Source organism: Longispora urticae (assembly GCF_053902585.1).
This window is the reverse complement of sequence record NZ_JAQZSH010000002.1, coordinates 280561-301160: the sequence shown is the minus strand read 5'-3', so window position 1 is coordinate 301160 and position 20600 is coordinate 280561. Positions and strand designations below refer to the sequence as shown.

Below are 20600 nucleotides of genomic sequence, written 5' to 3'. Positions count from 1 at the left end.
ACAGGCCACGTTCCACGGCTTCGCGAACCCGGTCGACCCGACCGGCGCCGAGATGCGCGAGTGGGCGTACCACCCGGACTCGGTCTCGCTCGCCGGGCTCCCGCCGGACTGGGACCTGCTGGTCGCGCAGGACTCCCTGATCCCCACGCTCTACGAGCTGGCCGCCGACGCGCAGTGCCCGGCCCGCCGGTTCGCCCTGCACTGCCTGTACATCTACACGGCCGACGCGGTCCGCACCGACTTCCGGGCACATCCGAAGCGCCGGCTGAAGAAGATGATCGACCGGGCGGGCGGCGAACCCGACGAGCAGCTGCGGATGTGGGCCGCCAACGCGCAGGCCCTGATCAGCCACCCCGAGCTGTTCGACTACGCCGAGTGGTGCCAGGGCGGCCTGGTCCGCAAGCCCCGCCGCCTCCTGACGTAGACAGAGAGCGGGCGGAGCCTGGAGCGGCCCCGCCCGACGCCGAGGTCAGTGATACGACGTCGGCGTAACCCCCACTCCTGGGTGGGGTTCCGGTGCTCTAGGCACCGGACAACTACTTGTCGCGGTTACCCATCTTGTTGATGGCGTCCTTGGCGGTGTCGGCACCCTTGTTGATCTGCTCGGTGTACTTCCCGCCGGTCTTTTCGTCCGCCATGTTGGCGCCCTTGTCGACCATCTCGCCGGCCTTGCCAGCCATGTTGCCCATCGCGCCGCCGGCCTTGTCCTTCATGTCGCCGGCCTGGTCCTGGGCGTTGTCCGTAGCTTCGGCGGCCTTGTCCTTGGTGCCGCCGAGGACGTCCTCGGCCTTCTTCTTGATGTCGTCAAAGATGCCCATCTGTGCTACCCCCCTGAAACCGGCTTCGGGCCCATTTGCCCGAATTGCCAGCACTCATGAGTATAACTCTGGATAGGCGGGAGTTACCTGGATTCGGGCGAGCGCCTCGGCCGCCAGACCACCAGGGCCGTCTCGTGACTGGGCACCACGGCGCGCCGGGCGAACCCGGGGTGCAACGCCGCGAACTCCGCCCCGCGCCGCTCCGACTCCGCCAGCGCGGCCTCGGTCGCCGCCAGCCGGTGCCGCAACTCGTCGACCATGTTCTCCAGGTCGATGATCCGCTTGATGCCGGCGAGGTTGACGCCCTCCTCCTGGCTCAGCCGCTGGATCTCGCGGAGCACGTCCACGTCCCGCGCGCTGTACCGCCGGCCGCCGCCCGGGGCCCGGCCCGCCTCGACCAGCCCCAGCCGGTCGTACTGCCGGAGGGTCTGGGGGTGCATGCCCGCCAGGCGCGCCGCCACGGAGATGATCAGGACTTTCGCGTGGGCGTTCATGACCTCTCCCGCCGTCGCACCTCGGCATCCAGCTTGCTCCGGTCCGCCGACGGCGTCGCCGCCGCGAACTCCGCGAGTGCCTTACGCGCCTCCTCGGAGGCGTCCTTGGGCACGTCGACCTCGATGGTGACCAGCAGGTCGCCCGCCGAGCCGTCCTTGCGTCGGATGCCCTTGCCCCGGACCCGCAGGGTGCGGCCGCTCCGCGTACCCGACGCGAGCCGGACGGTCACCCCGCCCTCCAGGGTCGGCACCCGTAGTTCCGTGCCCAGCACCGCCTCCGGGAAGGTCACCGGCACGGTCAGCAGCAGGTCGTCGCCCATCCGGCCGAACACCTCGTGCGGGCGGACCCGGATCAGCACGTACAGGTCGCCGGGCGCGCCGCCCCGTTCACCGGGTTCGCCGCGTTCCTTCAACCGGATCTTCTGCCCGTCGGCCACGCCGGCCGGGATCCGGACGTTCAGGGTGCGGGCCTTCGTTACGCCGCCCGTACCGCCGCACTCCGTGCACTTGTCCTTGTCGTCCACGATCGAACCGACACCCTGACAGTCCCGGCACGGCTCGCTCATGCTGAACGCGCCCTCCGCCCGGGTCACCAGGCCCCGGCCGCCACACGTCGGGCAGGTCCGCGGCGTGGTACCCGGCTTCGCGCCGCTGCCGTGGCAGATGTCGCAGGTGCCGGGCGAGCGCAGGGTCAGCGGCAGGGTCGCGCCGAGCGCCGCGCTGTCGAAGTCGAGCATCAGCTCGGCCTCCACGTCGCGCCCCCGGGCCGGGCCGGTCCGCCGCCGGGCGGCACCGCCGCCGAACAGGTTGCCGAACAGGTCGCCGAAGCCGCCCCCGGCACCGGCGCCACCGGTGTAGTTGCCGAAGTCCTGCTGGCTGCGCGGCCCGGGACCGCCGCCCCGGAAAGCCCCGCTGCCGAACAGGGAGCGCAGCTCGTCGTACTCCTTGCGCTTGGTGTCGTCGGAGAGCACGTCATAGGCCTCCGACACGGCCTTGAACCGGTCCTCGGCCTCCGCGTTGCCCGGGTTGTGGTCCGGGTGCAGCGAGCGGGCCAGGGTCCGGTAGGCCTTCTTGATCTCGTCGGCGGAGGCGCTCTTTGACACCCCGAGTACTGCGTAGAAGTCCTTCTCCAGCCAGTCCTTCGAACTCATCGAGCGCCTCCCTCCGTCATGCGTTGTTCTATTCTGCGGTCTCGTCGGCCGCAGCGGGCTCCCCGACGGCCACCATCGCGGGCCGGAGGAGCTTCTCGCCGAGCAGGTAGCCCCGGCGCATCACGTCCACACAGGTCGCTTCGGTGACGTCCGGCGAGGTGAAGTGCGCGACGGCCTCGTGCAGCTTCGGGTCGAACGGATCGCCCTTCTCCCCGAAACCGACCAGCCCGAACTTCGCCACCGCCTGGGACAGCTGCTCCGCCAACGTGCCGAACGGCCCGACCAGGTCGCCGTGGTCGCGGGCCCGGTCGAGGTCGTCGAGGATCGGCAGCAGGGCGGCGAGCACCGCACCCGTGGCCTGCTCGGCGACGAAGCCCTTGTCCCGGTCGACGCGCTTGCGGTAGTTCGCGTACTCGGCGGTGACCCGCTGGAGGTCCTTGGTGAGCTCGTCGAGAGCGTCCTGGGTGGAGTCCTCCTCCAGGATCTCGACCGCGGGGGCCTCCGCGGCCGGCGCCGGAGTGGCGCCGTCCGCGGAGATCCTGCGCTTGTCGCGGATCACGACCGGCTCATCCTCCTGGCGGTCCCCGCCGGTGGGCGAGCCCGCCATCACTTCTTCTTCTCGTCGTCGATGACCTCGGCGTCGACGACGTCCTCACCCTGCTGGTTGGCGTTCGGGGCGTCGTTCGGAGCGCCCGCGCCCGGGCCGGCCTCGCCAGCCGCCGCGCTCGCCGCGTACATCGCCGAGCCGGCCTCCTGGGAGACCTTGGACAGCTTCTCGGTACCGGCCTTGATGGCGTCGATGTCCGTACCCCCGAGGACGCCCTTCAGCTCGCCGAGCGCGTCGTTGATCTCGGTCTTCTTGTCCTCCGGGATCTTGTCGCCGTTCTCGGCGACGAACTTCTCGGTCTGGAAGACGAGCGAGTCGGCCAGGTTGCGGGTCTCCGCGTCGTCCCGGAGCTTCTTGTCCTGGTCGGCGTGGTCCTGCGCGTCGCGCATCATGCGCTCGATGTCGTCCTTCGGCAGCGCGGAGCCGCCGGAGATCGTCATCTTCTGCTCCTTGCCGGTGCCCAGGTCCTTGGCGTGCACGTTCACGATGCCGTTGGCGTCGATGTCGAACGTGACCTCGACCTGCGGGACGCCGCGCGGCGCCGGGGGCAGGCCGGTGAGCTCGAAGGTGCCCAGCGCCTTGTTGTACGCCGCGATCTCGCGCTCACCCTGGAACACCTGGATCAGCACGGACGGCTGGTTGTCGGCGGCCGTCGTGAAGATCTCCGAGCGCTTCGTCGGGATCGTGGTGTTGCGCTCGATGAGCTTGGTGAAGATGCCGCCCTTGGTCTCGATGCCCAGCGACAGCGGGGTCACGTCGAGCAGGAGGACGTCCTTGACCTCGCCCTTGAGCACGCCGGCCTGGAGAGCGGCGCCGACGGCGACGACCTCGTCCGGGTTGACGCCCTTGTTGGGCTCCTTGCCGCCGGTCAGCTCCTTGACGAGCTCCGTGACGGCGGGCATCCGGGTCGAGCCGCCCACGAGGATGATGTGGTCGATCTTCGCCAGCGGGATGCCGGCGTCCTTGATCGCGTCCTGGAACGGCTTCTTGCACCGGTCGAGCAGGTCCTGCGTCATGCGCTGGAACTCGGCCCGGGTCAGGGTCACGTCGAGGTGCAGCGGGCCGTCGGGGCCGGCCGTGATGTACGGCAGGTTGATCCCGGTCTGCGGGGTCGCCGACAGCTCGATCTTGGCCTTCTCGGCCGCTTCCTGGAGCCGCTGGCGGGCCATCTTGTCCTTGCCCAGGTCGATGCCGTGCTGACCCTGGAAGGTCTTGATCAGGTGCGCGATGATCCGCTCGTCCCAGTCGTCGCCGCCCAGGTGGTTGTCACCGGCGGTCGACTTGACCTCGACCACGCCGTCGCCCACCTCGAGGAGGGACACGTCGAACGTGCCGCCGCCGAGGTCGAAGACGAGGATGATCTCGTCGTGCTTGTCCATGCCGTACGCCAGGGCGGCCGCGGTGGGCTCGTTGACGATCCGCAGGACGTTGAAGCCCGCGATCTCACCGGCCTCCTTGGTGGCCTGGCGCTGGGCGTCGTTGAAGTACGCCGGGACGGTGATGACCGCGTCCGTGACCGGCTCGCCGAGGTACGACTCGGCGTCGCGCTTGAGCTTCATCAGCACCCGGGCGGAGATCTCCTGGGCGGTGTAGGGCTTGCCGTCGATGTCGATCTTCCAGTCCGTACCGACGTGCCGCTTGACCGAGCGGATCGTCCGGTCCGGGTTGGTGACCGCCTGACGCTTGGCTACCTCGCCGACGAGAACTTCGCCGTTCTTCGCGAACGCCACGATGGACGGGGTCGTCCTCGACCCTTCAGCGTTGGCGATCACCGTGGGCTCGCCGCCCTCCAGAACGCTCATGCATGAGTTCGTCGTTCCGAGGTCGATTCCGACCGCACGTGCCATGTTGATGTGCCTCCCGAGTTGAGTGAACCGGACTCAATATTGCCAGACGATTGCGCAGAGTCAAACCAGAGTTGAGTCACACCCGCGCAACCTTGCAAGATCGGATACCGTGATTTCGGTGAAACAGGGTATGAACGAGGCACGCCGACGCGGAAGATGAGGCTGTGACGGGCGCAGACAAGCTCGGGGCCACGCTGAAAGAGCTGCGTGGCATGGTCCGTGGTGCCCGTTTTCCCCTTGACACTCCGGGTGCGTCCCAGGCGCGGACCGTCGCGCACGACCTGTCCGAACAGCTCGACGACTACCTGCTGCCCCGGCTCGCCCGGCTCGACGCGCCCGTCCTGGTCGTCGTCGGCGGCTCGACCGGTGCCGGCAAGTCGACCCTGATCAACAGCCTGGTCCGGGCCCCGGTGAGCGCCGCCGGGGTGCTGCGCCCGACGACCCGTTCACCGGTACTGGTGAGCCACCCCGCCGACAGCCAGTGGTTCCGGGGCTTCCACATCCTGCCGAAGATGTCCCGGGCGACGGGCATGGACACCGGGATGTTCCGCGCGATCCAGGACGAGGACGAGCGGCCCAACCCGGCCGCCAACATCCACCTGGTCACCGCGACCGGGCTCACCCCGGGGCTGGCGTTCATCGACGCGCCCGACATCGACTCGATGGTGGCGTCCAACCGGGAACTGGCCGGCCAGTTGTTCGCCGCCGCCGACCTGTGGCTGTTCGTGACGACGGCGGCGCGGTACTCCGACGCGGTGCCCTGGGAGTTCCTGCACGCGGCGAAGGAGCGCGACGTCGCCCTCGCCCTCGTGATGGACCGGGTGCCGCCGGGCGCGGAGGCCGAGGTGACCGCGCACTTCGAGGAGCTGCTCGCCGAGCACGGCCTCGACGAGGAGCAGCTGTTCACGATCTCGGAGACCCCGCTGGACTCGCACGGCCTGCTCCCCGAGGCCACGATCCGGCCGCTGTCGGAGTGGTTCGCGAAGCTGGCCGGCGACGCGACCAGCCGGGCCGAGGTGGTCCGCCGCACCCTGGACGGCGCGGTGCGGTCCGTTCCCGACCGGGTGCGCGCGCTCGCCGACGCGTCCGAGGAGCAGGCCGCCGAGCGCGACCGGGTCAACGGGGCCGTCGACGACGCGTACGCCGAGGCGCTGGACACCGTGCGCCGGGACCTGTCCGACGGGGCGCTACTCAAGGGCGAGGTGCTGGCCCGGTGGCAGGAGCTGGTCGGTACGGGGGAGTTGCTCCGCGCGCTCCAGGCCCGGCTGGGCCGCTGGCGCGACCGGGTCACCGCCGCCGTCACGGGTCGCCAGGTGGCCGGGGAGCCGCTCCGCGAGGCGCTGACCAGCGGGGTGGCCGCCGTGATCACCGCGGCCGGGGTGGAGGCCGACGACCGGGCGCGCGCGGCGGTCCCGGATCCGCCCGAGCCCGATCCGGTCACCCCCGCGCAGGCCGAGCGCCTGGTCCGGGACTGGCAGGCGGGCGTCCTGGAGCTGGTCCGGGTGGAGGGCGCGAGCAAGCGCGGGGTGGCCCGGGTCGCCGCGTACACGGTGAACGCCACGGGTCTGCTGGTCATGATCGCGGTGTTCACGGCGACGAGCTTCATCCCGACGGGCGCGGAGGTCGGGGTGGCCGCCGGCACGACGGTCGTGGGCCAGAAGATCCTGGAGGCCATCTTCGGCGACCAGGCGGTCCGCACGCTCGCCGCGAAGGCCCGCAAGGACCTGCTGACCAGGGTCGAGGCCCTCTACGACGAGCGCCGTACCCCGCTGCTGCTCGACCCGCCACTGGCCGTACCCGTCGATCTGCGCGAACTTGCGTCCGAGGTCGACCGGGCCCGCAAGGCGTGGGGGATGCTCCGGTGAAGATGCCCCGCCCGCGCCCCGTGGCCCTGCCGTCGCGGCTGAAGTCCCTGCGCCGGTTCGTGGAGGTGGTCGGGGACCGGCTGCCGGCCGCCGAGCTGGCCCCGGTCCGGTCGGTGCTCGAACGCGCCGGCCAGCGCCTCGACCTGTCCCGGGAGCACACGGTGGTGGCGCTCGCCGGGGCGACGGGCAGCGGCAAGTCGAGCATGTTCAACGCGCTCGCCGGGCTGGAGCTGTCCGACGTCGGGGTGCGCCGGCCGACCACGGCCCGGACCCAGGCGTGCGTGTGGGGCCCGAACGGCTCCGGTGAGCTGCTCGAATGGTTGCGGCTGCCCAGCTGGCACGCCCGGGAGACGGTGCTGGACGCCGACGAGCAGGCGGCGTTGCGCGGGCTGATCCTGCTGGACCTGCCCGACTTCGACTCGACGGCCGCCGCGCACCGCGAGGAGGCGGAGCGGCTGCTGGACCTGGTCGACCTGGTGGTCTGGGTGCTGGACCCGCAGAAGTACGCGGACAACCTGGTGCACGAGCGGTACCTGAGCCAGTTCCGCCGGCACCGCGAGGTCACGGTCGTCGTGCTGAACAAGGTCGACACCCTGCCGCCCGACGGGGCCCGGGCCTGCCTGGAGGACCTGACCGGCCTGCTGAAAACCCACGGACTCAGCGGGGTACCGGTGCTCGGCGTCTCCACCACCACCGGCGCGGGCGTGTCCGAGCTGCGCGCCCTGATCGAGAAGGCCGTCGCGGGCAAGCGCGCGGCCTCCAACCGGCTCGGCGCCGACGTGGACACCATGGCCGGCCGGCTCGGCGCCTTCGTCGGCCCGCCCCCGGCGAAGATCACCTCTGATCTGGTCCGCCGGGCCAGCGCCGCCCTCGCCGCCACGGCCGGGGTGGACGCGGTCGCGGAGGCGGCCGGCGCGTCGTACCGGAAGAGGGGGGTCGCCGCCACGGGGTGGCCCCTGACCCGCTGGCTGGGCAGACTCCGCCGTGACCCGCTGAAGCGCCTGCACCTCGACCCGGTGGCCCGCACCTCGGTGCCGCCGCCGACCCCGGCCCGGCGCGCGGCGGCGACCCTGGCCGTCCGGGACCTCGCCGACCAGGCCAGCGTCGGCCTACCCGAGCCCTGGCCCGCCTCGGTGCGGACGGCGGCCCGCGCCGACGAGGCCGACCTGGCCGACGCGCTGGACCGGGCCGTGGGCTCGACGGCGATCACGGCCCGTAACCCCCGCTGGTGGCGGTTCGTGGGCGGGTTGCAGTGGGTGTTCGCGCTGTGCGCGCTGGTCGGGGTGGGCTGGCTGCTGGTCCGGCTCGGACTCGGCGCGCTCGGCATCGACCTGCCGCTGCCGAAGCAGGGCATCGTGCCGGTGCCGACCCTGCTGCTGGGGGCCGGGCTGCTCGCCGGCCTGCTGCTGACGGTCGTGACCCGGCCGCTGATCGGGATCGGGGCCCGGCGCACGGAGCGCCGGGCCACGTCCGCGTTGCTCGCCGCCGTGGACCGGGTCACCGAGGAGCATGTGGTGGCCCCGGTCCGCGCCGAGCTGACCTGCTACGACGACGCCCGCAAGGCGCTGGACGCGCTGTGAGTCAGCGCGTCCAGTAGCGGTACGACACGACCGGGTGGGCCTCCGACGGGACCACCCGGCGGGAGGTCACCGCCTCGGTCCTGCGGGGCGTCACCGGTTCGACCCGGCGGAGGGTCGGCACGCCCGCCCGCGTGACCGGCGGCAGCATGCGGATCGTGACCATGCCGGTCCGGTACGCCCGCTCCGGGCACAGCGGGGTGCCGTCGGGCAGGAAGCCCAGGTACAGGCCGTCCACCAGCGTCTCCGCCAACGGGCCGGTCCCGATCGGGGACAGCGAGCCGGGGCCGAGCGGGTCGGGCCGCAGCGGCCGGCCGGGCGGCGGCGACTGGATCGGCACGAGCCCCTCCGGCACCTTGGGCCCGGCGGGCACCGCGGTGACCGGGGTGGGTACAGGTTTGACGGGCGGCCTGACCCGGTCCACCTTCTTCGGCTCGGGTACGGGCACGGCGACGGGCGGCTGCTCGACCGGCGCCGGCGGTATCGGGGCCACGGCCGTCGTAGGGCCGACCGTGATCACCATCGGGCCTGGTGGCGGTGCCGCCAGGTACGGAGTGGTTGTGGAGTTGGTCCTGGTGTCATCGATGCTCGATGCGCCGGCAGATATCACGACTGCGGTTGCCAGAGTGGCCACCGCGACGAGTCCCCCGACCGCGCGGATATTCATCCCCGTGCCTCCCTCGTGTCCTCCCTGGTACAGGATGACGTAATCGCACGCTGTGCGCGATCCCTTACTTGACCGTTTTCTGATGTGGAGTTATCACACGTTCCACCCGTTATGGTTGATTTATGGCGGCGCGGCGTGCACAGAGAGCCATCCGCGACTGTGGTCGCGCTCACCGGGCGTGCGATGCTTGCACTTGACGGCACCGAGGCCCGAGGCGCACTACCGTGCGTAAACGGGCCTTTCGTGCCGGCGCTCCCGCCGCGCGGTGCTCGACCAGAACTCCCGCGGCAGACGTTCACGCTCCGGCGCGCCACCCCTGCGTCGGCGCACCTCGCGAGGGAGAAGGGAAAACCGTATGGCCGAGAGGGCCAACGCCAAGGCGAAAGCCGGACGCCGCAAGAGCGGCGAGCCGGAGTTCGTCCAGCTGCTCACCCCTGAGGGTGACCGCGTAGACCACCCCGACTACACGGTCGACTTCACAGACGACGAGCTCCGCGGGCTGTACCGCGACCTCGTCACCGTCCGTCGACTGGACGCCGAGGCGACCGCACTCCAGCGCCAGGGCGAGCTGGGCCTGTGGGCCGGGCTGCTCGGCCAGGAGGCCGCACAGGTGGGAGCAGGGCGCGCCATGCGCCCGCAGGACATGGCCTTCCCGACGTACCGGGAGCACGGCGTCCTGTACACCCGGGGCATCGACCCGATCATGCCGTTCGGCTTGTTCCGTGGCGTTGACCAGGGCGGATGGGACCCGAACGAGTACAAGTTCAACATGTACACGATCGTGATCGGCGCCCAGACGCTGCACGCCGCCGGGTACGCGATGGGCATCCAGAAGGACGGCAACGTCGGGGACGACAACGGCGAGGCCGTGATCGCGTTCTTCGGCGACGGGGCCAGCAGCCAGGGCGACGTGAACGAGGCGTTCGTCTTCGCGGCCGCGTACAACGCGCCGATCGTGTTCTTCTGCCAGAACAACCAGTACGCGATCTCCGAGCCCGTGATCCGCCAGACCCGGGTGCCGCTGTACCAGCGCGCGCAGGGCTTCGGCTTCCCGGGCATCCGGGTCGACGGCAACGACGTCCTCGCGGTGCACGCGGTCACCAAGGCCGCCATGGACAACGCGCGGCGCGGCAACGGCCCGACGATGATCGAGGCGTACACGTACCGGATGGGCGCGCACACCACCTCGGACGACCCGACCCGGTACCGCCAGGGCGCGGAGGTCGAGGAGTGGAAGACGAAGGACCCGATCCTGCGTCTCGGCCTCTACCTCAACAAGCGCGGCCTCACCGACGACGCGTTCCTCGCGGACGTCGAGAAGGAGGCCGGCAAGGTCGCCGTGCACCTGCGCGAGCGGGTGCTGGCCCTGCCGGACCCGGCTCCGGTGAGCATGTTCGACAACGTGTACGCGGGTGGCTCCCACCTCCTCGACGCCCAGCGCGCCGAGTTCGTGGCGTACGAGAACTCGTTCGAGGGGGGTAACCACTGATGGCCGCTGAGACCCTGACCCTGGCCAAGGCCCTCAACACCGGGCTCCGCAAGGCCATGGAGGACGACCCGAAGGTCGTGCTCATGGGCGAGGACATCGGCAAGCTCGGCGGTGTCTTCCGGATCACCGACGGTTTGCAGAAGGACTTCGGCGAGGACCGCGTCATCGACACGCCGCTCGCCGAGTCGGGCATCGTCGGTACCGCGATCGGCCTGGCCATCCGTGGCTACCGCCCCGTCGTGGAGATCCAGTTCGACGGCTTCGTGTACCCGGCGTACGACCAGATCGTCTCGCAGCTCGCCAAGATGCACTACCGGTCGGGCGGCAAGCTGAAGATGCCCGTCGTCATCCGGATCCCGTTCGGTGGCGGCATCGGCGCGGTCGAGCACCACTCGGAGTCCCCGGAGGCGTACTTCGCGCACACCGCCGGCCTCAAGGTGGTCTCGTGTAGCAACCCCGCCGACGCGTACTGGATGATCCAGCAGGCGATCCAGAGCGACGACCCGATCGTGTTCATGGAGCCCAAGCGGCGCTACTACGAGAAGGCGTCCGTCGACCTGTCCGTCGAGCCGGCCGGCTCGCTGTTCACGTCGAAGGTGCTCCGCGAGGGCACGGACGCGACCGTCGTGGCGTACGGCCCGATGGTCAAGGTCGGCCTGGAAGCGGCCACCGCCGCCGCCGAGGACGGCCGTTCGCTCGAGGTCATCGACCTGCGCAGCCTGTCCCCGCTGGACCTCGGCCCGATCTTCGACTCGGTCCGCAAGACCGGCCGGCTGGTCGTCGTGCACGAGGCGTCCCGCAACCTGGGCATCGGCGCCGAGATCTCGGCCCGGGTCACCGAGGAGTGCTTCTACTCCCTGGAGGCCCCGGTCCAGCGCGTGACCGGCTACGACATCCCGTACCCGGCGTCGCGGGTCGAGGAGGAGTTCCTCCCGGACCTCGACCGGGTGCTGGACGCCGTCGACAAGTCGTTCGGGTGGTGAGCATGTCGCGGATCAAGCAGTTCAAGCTGCCGGACCTGGGCGAGGGCCTCACCGAGGGCGAGATCCTCACCTGGCTGGTGAAGGTCGGCGACACGGTCGAGCTGAACCAGCCGATCGTCGAGGTCGAGACGGCCAAGGCGGCCGTGGAGATCCCGTCGCCGTACGTCGGCGTCGTGACCCAGCTGTTCCACGGCGAGGGCACCACGGTCAACGTCGGCGCGCCGATCATCGAGTACGACACGGACCCGGGTGCGGGCGCGCTCCCCGAGGCGGCCCCGGCTGCCCCGGCGGCGGCCGGCAAGCCCGAGCGTGAGGCGAACCTGGTCGGCTACGGTCCCCGGACCGGTACGGCGACCCGGCGGGCCCGCAAGGGTGCCCCGGCGCACGCTCCGGCCCCGGCCCCGGTACCCGTCGAGGTTCCGGTTGTCGTCGCCCCGGCCCCGGTGGCCGTCGCTCCGGTCGTCACCCAGCCGGTCGTCACCCAGCCGGCCGCGCTCAACGGCGCAGCCCTGCACGTGCTGGCCAAGCCCCCAGTCCGCAAGCTCGCCAAGGACCTCGGCGTCACCCTCGCCGGGATCGTCGGCACCGGCCCGCAGGGCTCGATCACCCGGGACGACGTGCAGGCCGCCCTGAGCGCGCCCGCGACCGCCGCCCCGGTCCGGGTCACCTCCACCGGTGGTGAGACCCGGATCCCGATCAAGGGCGTCCGCAAGCTCACCGCCGAGAACATGGTCCGGTCGGCGTTCACCGCGCCGCACGTGACCGAGTTCCTCACCCTGGACGTGACCCGCGGGGTCAACGCCCTGGAGCGGCTGAAGAAGAACCGCGAGTGGCGGGACGTGCGGATCTCCCCGCTGCTCCTCGTCATGCGGGCCGTGACGGCCGCGCTGAAGAAGCACCCGATGGTCAACTCGTCGTGGGACGAGGCCGCCCAGGAGATCGTGGTCAAGGACTACGTCAACCTGGGCATCGCCGCCGCCACGCCGCGCGGGCTGATCGTGCCGAACATCAAGGACGCCGGTTCGCTGTCGTTCCTGGAGCTGGCGGGCGCGCTCACCGCGCTGGTCGGCACCGCCCGGGAGGGCAAGACCTCCCCGGCGGACATGTCCGGCGGCACGTTCACGATCACCAACGTCGGCGTGTACGGCGTGGACACCGGTACCCCGATCCTGCCCCCGGGCGAGTCGGCGATCCTGGCGTTCGGGGCGATCCGTGAGATGCCGTGGGTGCACAAGGGCAAGGTCAAGCCGCGTCAGGTGACGACGCTGGGCCTGTCGTTCGACCACCGGATCATCGACGGCGAACTGGGCTCGAAGTTCCTCGCGGACATCGGCGCGTTCCTCGCGGACCCGGAGACGGCCCTGCTGGGCTGGAGCTAGTAGTCAGAGGATGGGCCCCGGTGAGCGATCACCGGGGCCCAGACCTTTTTGATGGTTACGCCGCGTTTCCGGCCCGAGGGCATCGGCACCTCTGCGGGGAGGCCACCCCGGCCTCAGCGCCCCGGCGGCAGGATCACGGTCACGGTCCCGTGCGTCTCGTACGACCACCCCGCCGGCCGGTAGTACCCGCACTTGTCGACCGGGATGATCGTGCACACCACGGCGTCGGTCTCCCCCGCCGGAGTCGCCGGCTTGCTGGGCACCTGGCTCTGGAGTGCGCGGAACTCGCGCCCGGGCAGCAGGAACCACCACGGGTACTCCCAGGAGTCGTTGTCCTGCGCGATCCCGATCACCCGCGCCCCGCCGACCCGGCGCGCCGCCCACTCGAAGTCGGCCTGCCACAGGGGCCGCCGGGAGAACCGGCGCTGGTCCTCGTCGAGGGTGAGGAGCGAGTTGTCGCCGACGAGCCGCCGGGGCCAGCCGTACCCGACGGAGGCCAGGCCGAGCAGGAGCGCGACGGCGACGACGGGCGCGACGAGGACCGCCCGGCGCCGCCACAGCGCGGCGAGCAGGAGGCCGGCGAGCGGCGCGCCGAGGACGAGCAGGTACGCGGTGAGCCGGTTCCCCCACATCTGCCATTTGATCATCGAGACGTGCAGCGCGGCGGCGGCGAGGAAACAGCACGCGTAGACCCGCGCCGGGTTCATCCACCCCGCGACCAGCGCGCTCGCCCCGTCCGGGGCGACCGCCCCAGCCTCGGCCGCACCCCCGCCAGCCGCAGACCCCGCGCCCAGCCCATCCCGGACCGGCCGGACCAGAGCCGCCACCACCCCGGCCAGTACCAGGAAGGCCTGGAGCGGATAGGAGGACCGGTCCTCGTCCGGATACCAGGTGATCTGCGGAAACGCCGGCCCGAAGCTCGTGGCCGGATCATGCGGATCGACCCCCAGCCACCGGGCGAGCGTCACGATCCCCTCCGCGAACCCGACGGTCAGCGGGTTGTCGAACAGGCTCTGCACCACCATCAACGCGTTGACCAGCAGCACCGCCGGGCTGTGCTTCCCCATCGTCACGGAGTCGCTCAGGTACGCCGGCCCGAGCACGTTCCCGAACTCCGCGTACGTCCGCGCGAGGTACGGCGCCACCACCAACCCGCCGAGCACGAGGACCCCGAGCCCGCCGAGGACCGCGCGGACGGGTGCCCGGCGCAGCGCCACGAGGCCCCAGACCAGCAGCACGGGCGCGGCCCCGAACAGCCCGGTCATCTTGGTGACGGCGACGAGCCCGGTGGCCAGGCCGAGGACCACGATCGTGCCGAGGTCGCGGCCCCGGTCGAGGGCGACGGTGGCGATGACGGCGACCCACAGGGCCGTGACCAGGTCGTTCTGGGTGCTGCTGGCCTCCAGGGCGACGAGCGGCGCGCTGCCGACCACGACGGCGGCGAGGATCTGGGCGAGCCGCGCGCCGCCGAGCTGGGCCGCGATCCGGCTGGCGGCGAGCGCGCAGCCGACCGCCGAGCCCCACTGCACGAGGTTGTGCAGCCGGTCCCCGCCGGTGAGCACCCGCAGGTGCAGCATCAGGTATTCCGACCCCGGCGGGTACGTGACCTGCCGGTGGATCCGGACCGCGAACAGTTCGACGGTGTGCTGCTGGACCCAGTGTTCGATCCGGGGCAGGTGGTAGGTCATCGAGTCGAAGTTGTTCGGCGGGTAGGTCAGCGCGAGCACGAGCGCGCCGAGCAGCACGGCCCCGAGCCCGCCGAGGAGCACCGCGGCCGCCCGGTCGAGCCTGCCCGGCTCGGGCCGCCGGAATCCCTTCCGCCGCCACCAGCCGGCCCCGACGGCCAGCCCCGCGCCCACCACCCATAAATACACGAAACCCTTTGAACCAATCGCCTGGTACCGCGACAGAAGCTCGACCCCGCCCACCGCGTACGCCCCGACGACCACCGCCGCCCGGATCAGCGCCAACCGGAAGGGTGCGACGACATTCCCCCGCGAGGGGTACATCGCGACCACCGCGCCCGCGTACGCGACGGCGGGCAGCAGAGCCAGGAGACAGCGCATAGCCGAAGACGCTAGCCCCTTTCGATAACCTGCCTGTCACCCAGCTGACACAGACGATTCGTAGGCAACGTGAGGGAGCACACCTAAGAATCGGTGGCGTGAAGGCCTCTCTACAAGCTTTAATAGAGAAGACGAAGAGACGCGCTACAGGGCGAGGCGACAGACGATGAACAAGCTGATGGACAACTTCCGCAACCGGCGGGCCGCTCACCGACGCGCTCGTGCCATCGAGCGCGCACTGCAGAACTGCCCCTCGCAGTCGCTGCGCGACGAGCTGCTGACGATTGCGAATCGCTACTAAAAACTGACTTCCCTCTCGACCAAGTCCCGGCCAGGCCACCGCCTGCCGGGGCTTCGGTGTATAAACCGTGGGTATCCGGTGCATGATCCCGGGACCGGTGCGGAACCTCCTGGGACGCCGCCCTGTCCCCGGGCTACCGTGGCTCCGGATCAACTGACCTGAGGGAGACACCCATGACGTCCGAGGACCCGACCTCGGCCAACCGGCCGGCCGCGGACGACAGCGCCCGCGCGTCAGATGCCACCGTCGCGCAGCCCGCCGCCGGCGCGCAGGGCACCGGTCCGGAGCACGGCGCCGGTGCGGATGCCGGCGTGGAGCGCGCCACCGAGGCGCTGCCCGCCGGTGGTGCGGATGCCGGTGCCGCGTCCGGAGCCTCTGCCGGTGCGGAGTCCCCGGCTGGCGACCCGTCCGGTTCAGCTGCCGGTGCCGGTCCGGAAACCGCGGCCGGTGCTGGTGCGGAGTCCGGCGGTGCGCAGTCGGCCGAGGAGCCCACGCTGGCCCAGCCGGCCGCACCCGCCCCCACCGAGGCCGTCGACGCGCCCGCTGCCGCTGTCACCCCGGACCACTCCGCCGCCCCGGCCACTCCGGTCGCGCCCGCCGCTCCCGCCGCCCCGGTGGAGACCGCGTCCGCTGTGGAGCCCGCCGAGAGCGCGACGGTGGCGGTACCGGTCGAGTCCGCGCCCTCCGCCACCCCCTCCGCTCCCGCAGCGGCCCACGAGCCCGTGACGGCTCCCGCCGCGCCGGTGGAGCCCCCGACCCGGGTCGAGTCCGCCGCACGGGTGGAGCCGGTCGAGCCTGTCGCGCCGGTCGAGGAGCAGACGGTCTCCGTCCCGGCCGCGCAGAGCGTTCCGGCCACCCCGGTCGAGCCCAGCGACCCGGTCGCCCCGCCCGTCGAGGCCGCCGAGCCGGCCACCGCCGTGTTCGAGGCGCCGCCGGCCGCGCAGCCCCAGCCGGCGGACGACGAGACCGCCACGATGGCCGCCGGCCCGGTGGTCCCGGCCCCGGCCGAGGACACCACCGCGTGGACCCAGCCCGCGCCGGCCGACGACCAGACCGCGTGGATGCACTCCGGCGCGCCGGTCACCCCCGAGCCGCCCACGGCCCCGACCGCGGGCGTGTACGGCACCCCGGTCGACCCCGACACCCTCGCGCACAGCCAGGCCCCGGCCGAGCCGACCACCTCGGTGTTCGCCGCGCCCGAGGCCCCCACGGCACCCACGGCCCCCGGCATCCCCCCGGCGGCCATCCCGTCGGCGTACGGCACGCCGACCGTTCCGCCGCCCAGCACCGCCACGTACGGCACCCCGGTGCAGCCGGCCCCGTACGCGCCGTCGCCGTTCCCGTCGGAGCAGTACCCGGCGGCCGAGCCGGCCAAGAAGAAGGGCAAGGGGCTCAAGGTCGCGGCCCTGGTGCTCGGGCTCGTCCTCCTGGCCGTCGGCGCGGCCGGCATCGCCTACTGGGCGTTCGGGGGCACCGACTACTCGGTGGGCTCGTGCGTGGCCCGCAAGGGCGCGGAGGCGAAGCCGGCGAAGTGCGGGGCCAAGGACACGTACAAGATCACGAAGTCGGTGGATTCCCAGGAAAAGTGTGACTCCACCCAGCCCGTGGTCATTCTGACGAACAAGGACAAGACCGAGAAGGTGCTCTGCCTCAAGCCGTCCAAGTAACGATTCAGCGCCCCACTGTTCCTTACATCACAGTGGGGCGCTATTCCGTTGGCGTCTTGTCGTACCGGAGGCGCAGACTGCGGGCATGTTCCGTGCGTCACTCCCCTCCCGCCCCGAGGCGCGCCGCCTTCTGCTCGGCACCCTGCTGTCCACGGTCGCCCGCGGGCTCACGCTGCCGTTCCTCTTCGTCTACCTGCACGAGGTGCGCGGCCTGTCCGCGACAACAGTGAGCTTCGCCGTCGGCTGGATGGGCGTGCTCACCCTCGCCCTCGCCCCGGTGGGCGGCTCGCTGATCGACCGGTTCGGCGCGCGGAAGGTGCTGCTGCCCGGGTTCCTGATCGAGGCGGTCGGCGTCGGCTCGATCGCGCTGGTGCACGAGCCCTGGCACGCGTACCTGTCGATGACGGGTGTCGCGCTCGGCGGCGCGGTGCTGTGGTCCGGGATGAACACCGTGATGACCAGCGTGACCAGCGAGCCGGAGCGGCAGAAGACCTTCGGGTTGAACTTCACCCTGGTCAACCTCGGCATCGGCATCGGCGGCCTGCTGTCCGGCGTGATCGTCGACGTCGCCCGGCCGGCCTCGTTCGAGCTGGTCTACGTGCTCAGCGGGATCGGCAACATCATCCCCGCGATCATCCTGCTGACCATGCCGCACATCGGGCACCGGGTGGCCAGGGCCCGGCAGGAGGACGGCGCGCCCGTCCCCTCCGGCGGCTACCTCACGGTGCTGCGGGACAAGCCGTTCCGCCGGCTGATCGCGCTGAGCCTGGTCCTCGCGATCTGCGGGTACGCGCAGATGGAGATCGGCTTCACCGCCTACGCGAGCACGGTCGCGGACGTCTCCCCCAAGGTGATCGGCGCTGCGTTCGCGTGCAACGCGCTGACCATCGTGTCGGTGCAGCTGCTCGTGCTCCGCTGGCTGGAGGGCCGGAGCCGCGCGCTGGGGCTCGCCGGCACCGGGGCGCTGTTCGCGGCGTCCTGGGCGGTGCTCGGGCTCGGCGGGCTCGTCCCCGGCACGGTCGCGGCGGCGGGCGCGGTGCTCACCTGTGCCGTGATCTTCTCCCTGGGCGAGACGATGATGTCCCCGGTGATGCCCGCGATCACGAACGCGTTGGCGAAGCCGGAGCTGCGCGGCCGGTACAACGCGATGGGTTCCATGGTCTTCGGGGTCAGCGGCGTGATCGGCCCGGTCAGCGCCGGTCCGCTGATCGGCGGCGGGCACGGCGGCTGGTGGGTCGCGCTGGTCGTCGGCGGGTCGCTCGTGGCGTGCGTGTTGGCCGTGTCACTGCGGCCGCTGCTCACCCCCGCGCAGGACGGCCGTGACCTCACCCCGACCGAACCGGAACTGGCTACAGTCAAGGCATGACGCGACGTGAGGCCCGGGTCCGGGCGCCCCAGCTGCGCGGCCGGGGCTGGCTGAACACCGGCGGCAACGCCCTGACCCTCGCGGACCTCCGCGGCAAGATCGTGCTGCTGGACTTCTGGACGTTCTGCTGCGTGAACTGCCTGCACGTCCTCGACGAGCTGCGCCCGTTGGAGGAGAAGTTCTCCGACGTGCTGGTCGTGATCGGCGTGCACTCGCCGAAGTTCGAGCACGAGAAGGACGAGGCGGCGGTGGCCGCGGCCGTGGAACGCTACGGCGTGGCCCACCCCGTCCTCGACGACCCCGAGCTGATCACCTGGCAGAACTACGCGGCCCGCGCGTGGCCCACCCTGGCCGTGGTCGACCCCGAGGGCTACCTCGTGGCGTCGATGGCCGGCGAGGGGCATGCCGAGGGCCTCGACCGGCTGCTGACGGAGCTGGTCGACGAGCACGGGCGCAAGGGCACCCTGCACCGCGGCGACGGGCCGTACGTGGCCCCGCCGCCGCCGGAGACGGCGTTGCGGTTCCCGGGGAAGGCGATCGTGCTGCCGGCCGCGCGCCGGGGCGCCGCGGAGGAAACCCTCCTCGTCTCCGACTCCGCCAACCACTCCCTCGTGGAGCTCGGCACCGACGGCGAGACCGTGCTCCGCCGGATCGGCGTGGGCCAGCGCGGCCGGCTGGACTCCCCGGCCCAGTTCAACGAGCCGCAGGGCCTGTGCCTGCTGCCGGCCCCCATCGCCTCGATCGCCGGGTACGACGTGGTGGTCGCCGACACCGTCAACCACCTGCTCCGGGGCGTGAAGCTCTCCGACGGCACGGTCACCACCGTCGCCGGTACGGGGCGGCAGTGGCGCGGCACCCTCGACTACCACGCCCACGACGCGCGGGCGGTGGACCTGTCCTCCCCGTGGGACGTCGCCTGGTACGACGGCAAGGTCGTCATCGCCATGGCCGGTACCCACACGCTGTGGTGGTTCGACCCGGTGAAGCGCACCGCCGGCTGCTACGCGGGCACCACGGTCGAGGCCCTCAAGGACGGCGCGCTCGCCGACACCTGGCTCGCCCAGCCCTCGGGCCTGTCCGTCAGCCCCGACGGCCGCCGGCTGTGGCTGGCCGACGCGGAGACCTCGGCCCTGCGGTACGTGGAGGACGGCGTGCTGCACACCGCCGTCGGCCAGGGGCTGTTCGACTTCGGGCACGTGGACGGGCCGGCGGCCGGCGCGCTGTTCCAGCACCCGCTGGGGGTGGCGGCGCTCGCGGACGGCACGGTGGCGGTCGCGGACACGTACAACGGGGCGCTGCGGCTCTACGACCCGGTCACGGGCACGGTCAGTACCCTCGCGACGGATCTCGCCGAACCGAGCGACGTGCTGGTGGTCGCCGACGAGCTCGTGGTGGTCGAGTCGGCCGCGCACCGGCTGACCCGCCCGGTCGTCGGCGGCCTGAACGTCACCGGCTCCCGGCTCCGGGTCGAGCGGCCCGTGACGGACCTGGCCCCCGGCCCGGTGGAGTTGCAGATCGTCTTCGAACCCGCGCCGGGCCAGAAGCTGGACGAGACGTACGGCCCGTCGACCCGGCTCGACGTGTCGGCGTCCCCGACCGGGCTGCTGCTCGACGGCACGGGCGTGCACACGGACCTGCACCGCAAGTTGGTACTCGCCGAGGGTTCCGGGGTGTTGCAGGTGGTCGCGCAGGCGGCGACGTGCGACGCGGAGGCGGAGAACCCGGCGTGCCACCTGACCCGGCAGGACTGGGGTGTGCCGATCCGGGTCGTCGAGGGTGGGGCGACCCGGCTGGCGCTGGTGCTCCGGGGCCTGGACTAGCCCCGCGACACGTGCGTGACCGAGACGGGGGCCGTCCGGGCCCCCAGCTCGGCCCACGGCCCCGCCTGGGTGTGCACGCTGAACGAGGCCGTCCGCATCCTGTCCCCGCCCTCCGGGTCCAGCAGCGCCGCCAACAGCTCCAGCGTCGGGTTGTGCCCGATGACCAGCACCGTCCCGGCGGTCACGGACCGCAGCAGCTCCAGCAGCTCCCAGGGGCCGCCGGAGTAGATCTCCTCGACGTAGGCCACCTCGGGCGCCTCGGTCAGCGCGCCGGCCACCTGGTGCCAGGTCTCCTTGGTCCGGCGCGCGGGCGAGCACAGCACGAGCTGGGGCGCGATGCCCTGCCCGGCGAGCCAGGCACCCGCGGCGGCGGCGTCGAGGAGGCCGCGTTTGGTGAGCGAACGCTGCGCGTCGGGCACGGAACCGGGATCCTCGGCCTTCGCATGCCGCAACAGGACGAGTGTGCGTTCCGATGTGGAGGTGGACACGCGTTCAGGTTACCG

Annotated in this window: 18 protein-coding genes; 10 read left to right on the top strand and 8 right to left on the bottom strand. The window is 71.8% G+C overall.

Annotation, left to right across the window (positions count from 1 at the left end):
• Positions 1-52: 52 nt before the first annotated feature.
• A complete protein-coding gene (locus PT931_RS01535) occupies positions 53-424 on the top strand; it encodes a hypothetical protein (protein WP_456243914.1) in 372 nt (123 codons plus the stop codon).
• A gap of 112 nt (positions 425-536) precedes the next feature.
• Here PT931_RS01535 and PT931_RS01530 read toward each other — a convergent pair whose 3' ends face one another.
• The 5 genes from PT931_RS01530 to dnaK all read right to left on the bottom strand — a co-directional run bounded on the left by PT931_RS01530 (position 537) and on the right by dnaK (position 4917).
• Positions 537-818, bottom strand: coding sequence for an antitoxin (locus tag PT931_RS01530; protein ID WP_456243895.1), 282 nt, complete (start codon positions 816-818; stop codon positions 537-539).
• Positions 819-901: 83 nt separating this feature from the next.
• Entirely contained in the window at positions 902-1312 is a 411-nt protein-coding gene (locus PT931_RS01525; RefSeq protein ID WP_363729212.1) for a heat shock protein transcriptional repressor HspR, read from the bottom strand.
• A complete protein-coding gene (dnaJ, locus tag PT931_RS01520; RefSeq protein ID WP_456243894.1) occupies positions 1309-2463 on the bottom strand; it encodes a molecular chaperone DnaJ in 1155 nt (384 codons plus the stop codon). The genes PT931_RS01525 and dnaJ overlap by 4 nt, the downstream gene beginning before the upstream one ends.
• A 28-nt stretch (positions 2464-2491) precedes the next feature.
• Positions 2492-3070 (bottom strand): nucleotide exchange factor GrpE, encoded by a 579-nt coding sequence (gene grpE / locus PT931_RS01515; RefSeq protein WP_363729210.1) that lies wholly within the window; start codon positions 3068-3070, stop codon positions 2492-2494.
• Positions 3070-4917 (bottom strand): molecular chaperone DnaK, encoded by a 1848-nt coding sequence (gene dnaK, locus PT931_RS01510; RefSeq protein WP_456243893.1) that lies wholly within the window; start codon positions 4915-4917, stop codon positions 3070-3072. Before dnaK ends, grpE begins: the two co-directional genes overlap by 1 nt.
• A 164-nt stretch (positions 4918-5081) precedes the next feature.
• On the opposite strand from dnaK, the gene PT931_RS01505 reads away from it, so the two are divergent.
• Together PT931_RS01505 and PT931_RS01500 are read left to right on the top strand one after the other, a co-directional pair.
• Positions 5082-6782 carry a dynamin family protein gene (locus tag PT931_RS01505; protein WP_456243892.1) on the top strand — a complete coding sequence of 567 codons (1701 nt, stop codon included), beginning with the start codon at positions 5082-5084 and terminating at the stop codon, positions 6780-6782.
• Positions 6783-6784: 2 nt separating this feature from the next.
• Positions 6785-8362: a GTPase gene (locus PT931_RS01500; protein WP_456243913.1), complete on the top strand. Its 1578-nt coding sequence runs from the start codon at positions 6785-6787 to the stop codon at positions 8360-8362.
• A 1-nt stretch (position 8363) separates the two neighbouring features.
• On the opposite strand, the gene PT931_RS01495 is transcribed toward PT931_RS01500, so the two are convergent.
• Positions 8364-8882 carry a hypothetical protein gene (locus PT931_RS01495; protein ID WP_456243891.1) on the bottom strand — a complete coding sequence of 173 codons (519 nt, stop codon included), beginning with the start codon at positions 8880-8882 and terminating at the stop codon, positions 8364-8366.
• A gap of 499 nt (positions 8883-9381) precedes the next feature.
• Here PT931_RS01495 and pdhA point away from each other — a divergent pair, with 499 nt between their 5' ends.
• Genes pdhA through PT931_RS01480 form a run of 3 tightly spaced genes read left to right on the top strand, consistent with a single transcriptional unit; the run spans position 9382 to position 12877 of the window.
• Positions 9382-10515: a pyruvate dehydrogenase (acetyl-transferring) E1 component subunit alpha gene (pdhA, locus tag PT931_RS01490; RefSeq protein WP_456243890.1), complete on the top strand. Its 1134-nt coding sequence runs from the start codon at positions 9382-9384 to the stop codon at positions 10513-10515.
• The gene (locus PT931_RS01485; RefSeq protein WP_456243889.1) at positions 10515-11498 is read left to right on the top strand and encodes an alpha-ketoacid dehydrogenase subunit beta; all 984 of its coding nucleotides are present in this window, start codon (positions 10515-10517) and stop codon (positions 11496-11498) included. The genes pdhA and PT931_RS01485 overlap by 1 nt, the downstream gene beginning before the upstream one ends.
• Before the next feature lie 2 nt (positions 11499-11500).
• Positions 11501-12877 carry a dihydrolipoamide acetyltransferase family protein gene (locus PT931_RS01480; RefSeq protein WP_456243888.1) on the top strand — a complete coding sequence of 459 codons (1377 nt, stop codon included), beginning with the start codon at positions 11501-11503 and terminating at the stop codon, positions 12875-12877.
• Positions 12878-12990: 113 nt separating this feature from the next.
• On the opposite strand, the gene PT931_RS01475 is transcribed toward PT931_RS01480, so the two are convergent.
• On the bottom strand, positions 12991-14943 hold the full coding sequence (locus PT931_RS01475; protein WP_456243887.1) for a hypothetical protein: 1953 nt from the start codon (positions 14941-14943) through the stop codon (positions 12991-12993).
• A 166-nt stretch (positions 14944-15109) separates the two neighbouring features.
• Between PT931_RS01475 and PT931_RS01470 the strand changes: the two genes are divergently transcribed.
• The 4 genes from PT931_RS01470 to PT931_RS01455 all read left to right on the top strand — a co-directional run bounded on the left by PT931_RS01470 (position 15110) and on the right by PT931_RS01455 (position 20097).
• Entirely contained in the window at positions 15110-15244 is a 135-nt protein-coding gene (locus PT931_RS01470) for a hypothetical protein (RefSeq protein ID WP_267919994.1), read from the top strand.
• A gap of 173 nt (positions 15245-15417) precedes the next feature.
• Positions 15418-16911, top strand: coding sequence for an LppU/SCO3897 family protein (locus tag PT931_RS01465; protein ID WP_456243886.1), 1494 nt, complete (start codon positions 15418-15420; stop codon positions 16909-16911).
• Between the two features lie 85 nt (positions 16912-16996).
• On the top strand, positions 16997-18277 hold the full coding sequence (locus tag PT931_RS01460) for an MFS transporter (RefSeq protein WP_456243885.1): 1281 nt from the start codon (positions 16997-16999) through the stop codon (positions 18275-18277).
• The gene (locus tag PT931_RS01455) at positions 18274-20097 is read left to right on the top strand and encodes an NHL domain-containing thioredoxin family protein (protein ID WP_456243884.1); all 1824 of its coding nucleotides are present in this window, start codon (positions 18274-18276) and stop codon (positions 20095-20097) included. The genes PT931_RS01460 and PT931_RS01455 overlap by 4 nt, the downstream gene beginning before the upstream one ends.
• On the opposite strand, the gene PT931_RS01450 is transcribed toward PT931_RS01455, so the two are convergent.
• Positions 20094-20585 (bottom strand): SixA phosphatase family protein, encoded by a 492-nt coding sequence (locus PT931_RS01450; protein ID WP_456243883.1) that lies wholly within the window; start codon positions 20583-20585, stop codon positions 20094-20096. The two genes, PT931_RS01455 and PT931_RS01450, sit on opposite strands and share 4 nt — an antisense overlap.
• Positions 20586-20600 lie beyond the last annotated feature (15 nt).

Bases quoted from the DNA above. Each gene is read 5' to 3' on its own strand.
- PT931_RS01535 (WP_456243914.1), top strand. From the start codon at position 53: ATGCGCGAGTGGGCGTACCACCCGGACTCGGTCTCGCTCGCCGGGCTC.
- PT931_RS01530 (WP_456243895.1), bottom strand. From the start codon at position 818: ATGGGCATCTTTGACGACATCAAGAAGAAGGCCGAGGACGTCCTCGGC.
- PT931_RS01525 (WP_363729212.1), bottom strand. From the start codon at position 1,312: ATGAACGCCCACGCGAAAGTCCTGATCATCTCCGTGGCGGCGCGCCTG.
- dnaJ (WP_456243894.1), bottom strand. From the start codon at position 2,463: ATGAGTTCGAAGGACTGGCTGGAGAAGGACTTCTACGCAGTACTCGGG.
- grpE (WP_363729210.1), bottom strand. From the start codon at position 3,070: ATGGCGGGCTCGCCCACCGGCGGGGACCGCCAGGAGGATGAGCCGGTC.
- dnaK (WP_456243893.1), bottom strand. From the start codon at position 4,917: ATGGCACGTGCGGTCGGAATCGACCTCGGAACGACGAACTCATGCATG.
- PT931_RS01500 (WP_456243913.1), top strand. From the start codon at position 6,785: ATGCCCCGCCCGCGCCCCGTGGCCCTGCCGTCGCGGCTGAAGTCCCTG.
- PT931_RS01495 (WP_456243891.1), bottom strand. From the start codon at position 8,882: ATGGTGATCACGGTCGGCCCTACGACGGCCGTGGCCCCGATACCGCCG.
- pdhA (WP_456243890.1), top strand. From the start codon at position 9,382: ATGGCCGAGAGGGCCAACGCCAAGGCGAAAGCCGGACGCCGCAAGAGC.
- PT931_RS01485 (WP_456243889.1), top strand. From the start codon at position 10,515: ATGGCCGCTGAGACCCTGACCCTGGCCAAGGCCCTCAACACCGGGCTC.
- PT931_RS01480 (WP_456243888.1), top strand. From the start codon at position 11,501: ATGTCGCGGATCAAGCAGTTCAAGCTGCCGGACCTGGGCGAGGGCCTC.
- PT931_RS01475 (WP_456243887.1), bottom strand. From the start codon at position 14,943: ATGCGCTGTCTCCTGGCTCTGCTGCCCGCCGTCGCGTACGCGGGCGCG.
- PT931_RS01470 (WP_267919994.1), top strand. From the start codon at position 15,110: ATGAACAAGCTGATGGACAACTTCCGCAACCGGCGGGCCGCTCACCGA.
- PT931_RS01465 (WP_456243886.1), top strand. From the start codon at position 15,418: ATGACGTCCGAGGACCCGACCTCGGCCAACCGGCCGGCCGCGGACGAC.
- PT931_RS01460 (WP_456243885.1), top strand. From the start codon at position 16,997: ATGTTCCGTGCGTCACTCCCCTCCCGCCCCGAGGCGCGCCGCCTTCTG.
- PT931_RS01455 (WP_456243884.1), top strand. From the start codon at position 18,274: ATGACGCGACGTGAGGCCCGGGTCCGGGCGCCCCAGCTGCGCGGCCGG.